This window comes from Streptococcus sp. 32226D021BW (genome assembly GCF_053545015.1).
Genome location: NZ_JBPPVC010000028.1, coordinates 1 through 5,696 on the forward strand (window position 1 = coordinate 1; position 5,696 = coordinate 5,696).

At 43.4% G+C, this 5,696-nt stretch carries 2 protein-coding genes and 1 pseudogene; 1 reads left to right on the top strand and 2 read right to left on the bottom strand.

All coding sequences use genetic code 11. The features are described from left to right. Positions 1 to 4,278 (bottom strand): collagen-flanked surface repeat-containing protein (locus ACEE44_RS10180; RefSeq protein WP_449172153.1); only part of this gene is annotated, 4,278 nt, incomplete at its 3' end. Positions 4,279 to 4,453: 175 nt separating this feature from the next. On the opposite strand from ACEE44_RS10180, the gene ACEE44_RS10185 reads away from it, so the two are divergent. Further along, on the top strand, positions 4,454 to 4,984 hold the full coding sequence (locus ACEE44_RS10185) for a TetR/AcrR family transcriptional regulator (protein WP_449172154.1): 531 nt from the start codon (positions 4,454 to 4,456) through the stop codon (positions 4,982 to 4,984). A 57-nt stretch (positions 4,985 to 5,041) separates the two neighbouring features. On the opposite strand, the pseudogene tnpA reads toward ACEE44_RS10185, so the two are convergent. Next, positions 5,042 to 5,447, bottom strand: a pseudogene (gene tnpA / locus ACEE44_RS10190) (IS200/IS605 family transposase). Between the last annotated feature and the right edge of the window lie 249 nt (positions 5,448 to 5,696).

The following is a 5,696-nucleotide window of genomic DNA, read 5'->3' on the forward strand; positions in this document are numbered from 1 at the left end:
TGTAGCGATTTCTGTACGCTGACCTGTAGAAGACACATTGTAAACTTTTACACTACCGTCTGGTTGAAGTTCTGAAATAACGGAGCTTCCATTGGCACCATCACGACCGTTGGTACCATCCTGACCTTTGGCACCATCGACACCGTTGCGGATGGTGGCGATTTCGGTACGGTCGCCTGTAGAAGACACATTGTAAACTTTTACACTACCATCTTTTTGAGGTTCTGAAACGACGGAGCTACCGTTGGTACCGTCGACACCGTTGCGGATGGTGGCGATTTCAGTGCGCTGACCTGTAGAAGACACATTGTAAACTTTTACACTACCGTCTGGTTGAAGTTCTGAAACAACTGAACTTCCATTGGCACCATCACGACCGTTGGTACCATCGATACCGTTGCGAATTGTAGCGATTTCTGTACGCTGACCTGTAGAAGACACATTATAAACTTTTACACTACCGTCTGGTTGAAGTTCTGAAATAACGGAGCTACCATTGGCACCATCACGACCGTTGGTACCATCCTGACCTTTGGCACCGTCGACACCGTTGCGGATGGTGGCGATTTCGGTGCGTTGACCTGTAGAAGACACATTGTAAACTTTTACACTACCGTCTGGTTGAAGTTCTGAAACAACTGAGCTACCATTGGTACCATCACGACCGTTGGTACCGTCGACACCGTTGCGGATGGTGGCGATTTCGGTACGGTCGCCTGTAGAAGACACATTGTAGACTTTTACACTACCGTCTGGTTGAAGTTCTGAAACAACTGAACTTCCATTGGCACCATCACGACCGTTGGTACCGTCAACACCGTTGCGAATGGTGGCGATTTCAGTGCGCTGACCTGTAGAAGACACATTGTAAACTTTAACAGTACCGTCATTTTGACGTTCGGAAATGACTGAGCTACCATTGGCACCATCACGACCGTTGGTACCATCCTGACCTTTGGCACCGTCGACACCGTTGCGGATGGTGGCGATTTCAGTGCGCTGACCTGTAGAAGACACATTGTAAACTTTTACACTACCGTCTGGTTGAAGTTCTGAAACAACTGAGCTACCATTGGTACCATCTTGACCTTTGGCACCGTCACGACCATCGACACCGTTTCGAATGGTGGCAATTTCAGTACGGTCGCCTGTAGAAGACACATTGTAAACTTTTACACTGCCATCTGGTTGAAGCTCAGAAACGACGGAGCTACCATTGGCACCATCACGACCGTTGGTACCATCTTGACCTTTGGCACCGTCACGACCATCGACACCGTTGCGGATGGTGGCGATTTCAGTACGGTCGCCTGTAGAAGACACATTGTAAACTTTAACAGTACCGTCTGGTTGAAGTTCTGAAACAACTGAGCTACCATTGGCACCATTCTGACCGTTGGTACCGTCGACACCGTTGCGAATGGTGGCGATTTCAGTACGCTGACCTGTAGAAGAAACATTGTAGACTTTTACACTGCCATCTGGTTGAAGCTCTGAAACGACGGAGCTTCCATTGGCACCATCACGACCGTTGGTACCATCCTGACCTTTGGCACCGTCACGACCATCGACACCGTTGCGGATGGTGGCGATTTCAGTGCGCTGACCTGTGGATGAAACATTATAAACTTTTACACTGCCATCTGGTTGAAGTTGTGAAACAACTGAGTTGCCATTGACACCATCACGACCGTTGGTTCCGTCGACACCGTTGCGAATGGTGGCGATTTCTGTACGGTCGCCTGTAGAAGACACATTATAGACTTTTACACTACCGTCTGGTTGAAGTTGTGAAACAACTGAGCTACCATTGGTACCATCTTGACCGTTGGTACCATCTTGACCTTTGGCACCATCGCGACCGTTGTAAATAGTCTGGCGATTGATTTCACGACCATCACCATCACGAACAATAATGAGGGTGCCGATGACTCTACCACCATCCATCACTGGTAATTGTTCAATAGATGGCGTTTTGCCGTCCTGACCATCGCTACCATTTAAGATATTTCTACGGGAAATGATTTGACCATCACCATCTTTTACAATAACCGTTGTACCAAGAATGCGGCCATCTTGACCTGTATAAGGTTGTAAATCTACACTCGGAGTTTTACCATCTATACCATCACGACCGTCACGACCATTGGTACCGTCTTTTCCATCGCGAATAAAGGTGGTAAAACTGCTACCATCTGGTCTAGTGACCGTAACATTGTGACCTTTTGTTCCATCTGTTGCAACAGCAGGAGTTACACTAATATCTGCATTTCGACCATCGCGACCGTCTTTTCCATCGCGAACAAATCGAGTATATCTGCTACCATCAGCGCCAGTAACTGTGATATTGTATCCTGGTGTGCCGTCCGCAGCTCGTGCAGGTTCAACAGTAATATCTGAATTTCGACCATCTTGACCTCGTTCCCCTTGTAAACCATCTGGGATAAAGACCTGTCGGATAATTCTACCGTTTGGACCATCTCTAAAGGTCAATTCCGTACCATTGACCAATGGCCCTCCATCTACAGAACCTTGTTTTCGAACTGTAGTCACATCAATATTCGGTGCTGCAACTGGTGCCTCTATGCCATCTTTGATATTAACCTCAATGATTTGATTGCGTGCCGGTGTATGTACAGTCGCTTGACCATACTCATAACGATGAGATTCCTCTGTACCATTTGCACCAATGTAAGCAATCCGTTTAACAGGAATCTGCATCACCCCATTTGCACCGGCTTCAACTTGTCTGGTGAAACCAGGAGCCTGGTCAGGCATAACAACGAAGCGGTATTCTGTTTGAAACGGAATCGGCATCGCAATAGGAGGCAAGGTCGTTGTGATTTCATTTCTACTTGGATTAGGATCAATGGTTACGACACTCTTATTCCAGAAGTAGTTGTCTGAAGAGAAGAAATCCTTAGTGTTATTAGCCCCAGTATCAACTGAGAACATACCAATGTGGTTATCAATACTCAAATCCCCATTCCAGTTTTTAACAGGTACTGTAAACTTCACATTGAGTGGGCCGCTCATCACCTGGGCGTTTGTGTATTGGATAGGCGATGTCGGACTGTAACCAGTAATGGTATTTCGACGTCCACCATTAACGAGAGCGGTGGTCGTAGTATTGTTCCCAGCACGCACTGTTGCAACACCAGGTGTACCGTAAGCGCTTCCGAGATTGACAACAAAATCAGCCACGTGAGTACCCGAACGACCATTGATACCGTCTAATTTATAATTCAGTTCGAAATCCATGGTATTTCTGGCTCGGTTCGGCGTCACAGTCAAGGTGTAGTTTGCAGGACCATAGGCAAAGGTCTGCCCTTTTGCATTAACCACATACTTGTTCTGATTATTAGGCGTAATCAGTGTTTCTGACATAACTACCAAATTGAGTGGTTGCGGAAGGTTGGTATTGCCTAATTTATTTTGAATATAGAAATTTTTCTCAGCTTCACTGAAACCAGCTAAACTTCTTATTTCTTCCTCTGTTAGTTGAACAGAATTCGATCCTGTTTGTTGAGCAAGAATTTGATTGAACAGAGTGAGTTTCTCTTCTTCAGAAAGCCCTAAAGTTTCCAAGTCTGCAAAGCTCATATTGGCCAAATCTAACTGACTTAAATCACGAGTTGGCAAAGCTTGTCCATCTATTTGAGTTTCTGCGGCTCTTGTTGCATTCGCTACATTCTCCTTGCTAGCATCTGCTTGGACATTATTAGAAACAGGTTCAAGCTTCGTTACACTTTCTTCAGTCGCTTGCTGTGTTGCAACTCCTTGCTTCTGTTCAGTTTTTGCTTCTGTCGATGAAGTTGACAATCCTGCTGGTTCAGGAGTAATCTCCTCCACAATTTCCTGGGATTTAGGCTCTGCTACTTCCTGAGCGGAACTAGGAACAGTTGCTGACTTAGTAGCAATCGTTTCCTCTGTTTCTTTAGGCTGTTCGTCTACTAGCTGAGTGGAACTTGGGGGTGTTGCAAGCACGGCAGAAGTTGGCTCTACTGTTTGTACAACCTCTCCTGCTTCTTGCTGTACCGAATGAGAAACTACTTCGTTTGCCTGAGCACTTGAATCCAGTGGTTTGTCCACCAGCTCGGTCGTCTGTGGCAACTGACCTGATTCAAGCTCTTCTGCAGCAGCTTTTAAGGCTCCACCGCTGAACATAAATAAGAAACCGATTAAAACTGAGGCTGCACCCGATTTAAACTTTTTAATGGTAAACCGTTGCTTCGAGCGCAATGCTTCGTTTTCAAGCTGTTTATTATCAAAAAACATAAGAATTCCTTTCCATATTCCAACAACTTTATAAAGAAATAGTTGCATGATTACACAATACATTATATAATGTCTATAAAATGAATGTTTCACAATAAATACATTTTTGTGCAGTGCATTTATTTTTTTATAAATTTTATTAAATAAATTTTTACGGAGTTATATATATATATATATGGAAAAGTATTTTACAACCAGCCAAAAATTTCTGAAAGCCTTTTTCGAACTCAAAAAATCTGGTGACAATAACAGTTTTACGATCAATCAAATTGCGGACCGAGCTAAACTAAGCCGTCGGGTCTTCTATCACTACTACAACTCTAAGGAAACCTTCCTAGAAGAATCCCTTGAATATATCCTGAACGAAATCAGTATTATTCTAGCAAAAGATCCCTCCCTAAATGACAATGTCGTAGGAGAAATGTTGCAGTTTCTCTATAAAAATCAGGAAATAGCCGTGGACTTTGTTCATTTTTTCCCTCATGTTTCTTTAGAAGTTACCAAGTATATTACCGAGGTCATTGAGCATTCTAGTATCCCAGATCTTGCAAACCAACTTGAGCAGGCCTATAAGGTTCCCTATGAATATGCCCTAACCGTCTATGTTTCAACCATCGATAGCATTATCAAACATTGGATACATAATGGCTGCCAGGAACCCCCTGAAATCATTCATCGCTACATCTTATCCATTGTGCGTATTTAATACCACAAGCTTTCTAGATTTTAAGCTCGTGAAGAAATCATCCACTGGATAATTTCTTTATTCTTGTATATATTTCTTTATTGTGGCTTCATTAAGTCCAACTTACACTCTTCAACAATTCCCCAAATTGTTGAAGCTCTCTGCCCAGAAATGACGATTGCCAAATTTATATTTGAGATTGGCGTGTTTATCAAACATCATAAGAGCACTCTTGCCTTTTAAATAGCCCATAAAACTTGATACACTTAACCTTGGAGGAATACTGACTAACATGTGAACATGGTCTGGCATCAGATGACCTTCGATAATTTCAACACCTTTATAACTACACAATCGTCGAAATATCTCTCCAAGACTACTTCGATATTGATTATAGATAATTTTCGTCTATACTTAGGGGTGAAGACAATGTGGTAGAACACAGCCACTTTGTATGTGATAAACTATGTGCCTTTTGCGCCATATTTTTCTCCTTTCGCTTTACAATAGGCTTGAACACCTTTATTGTATCGCGTTTGGAGTTTTTTTGGTATAACCTTCGTCGCGCACCCGCATAGCGGGTGGTTTATTTGTCACGCACTTTACGGAGCGTGACGGACTAAAAGTCACATAATTAAAAGCAAAAAGAGTCGCAGATGTACTGACCCCCAAAAGTTGGACAAATAATTATTGAAAGGATTTAGTTCTGTATTGGACAGGACTAAGTCCTTTT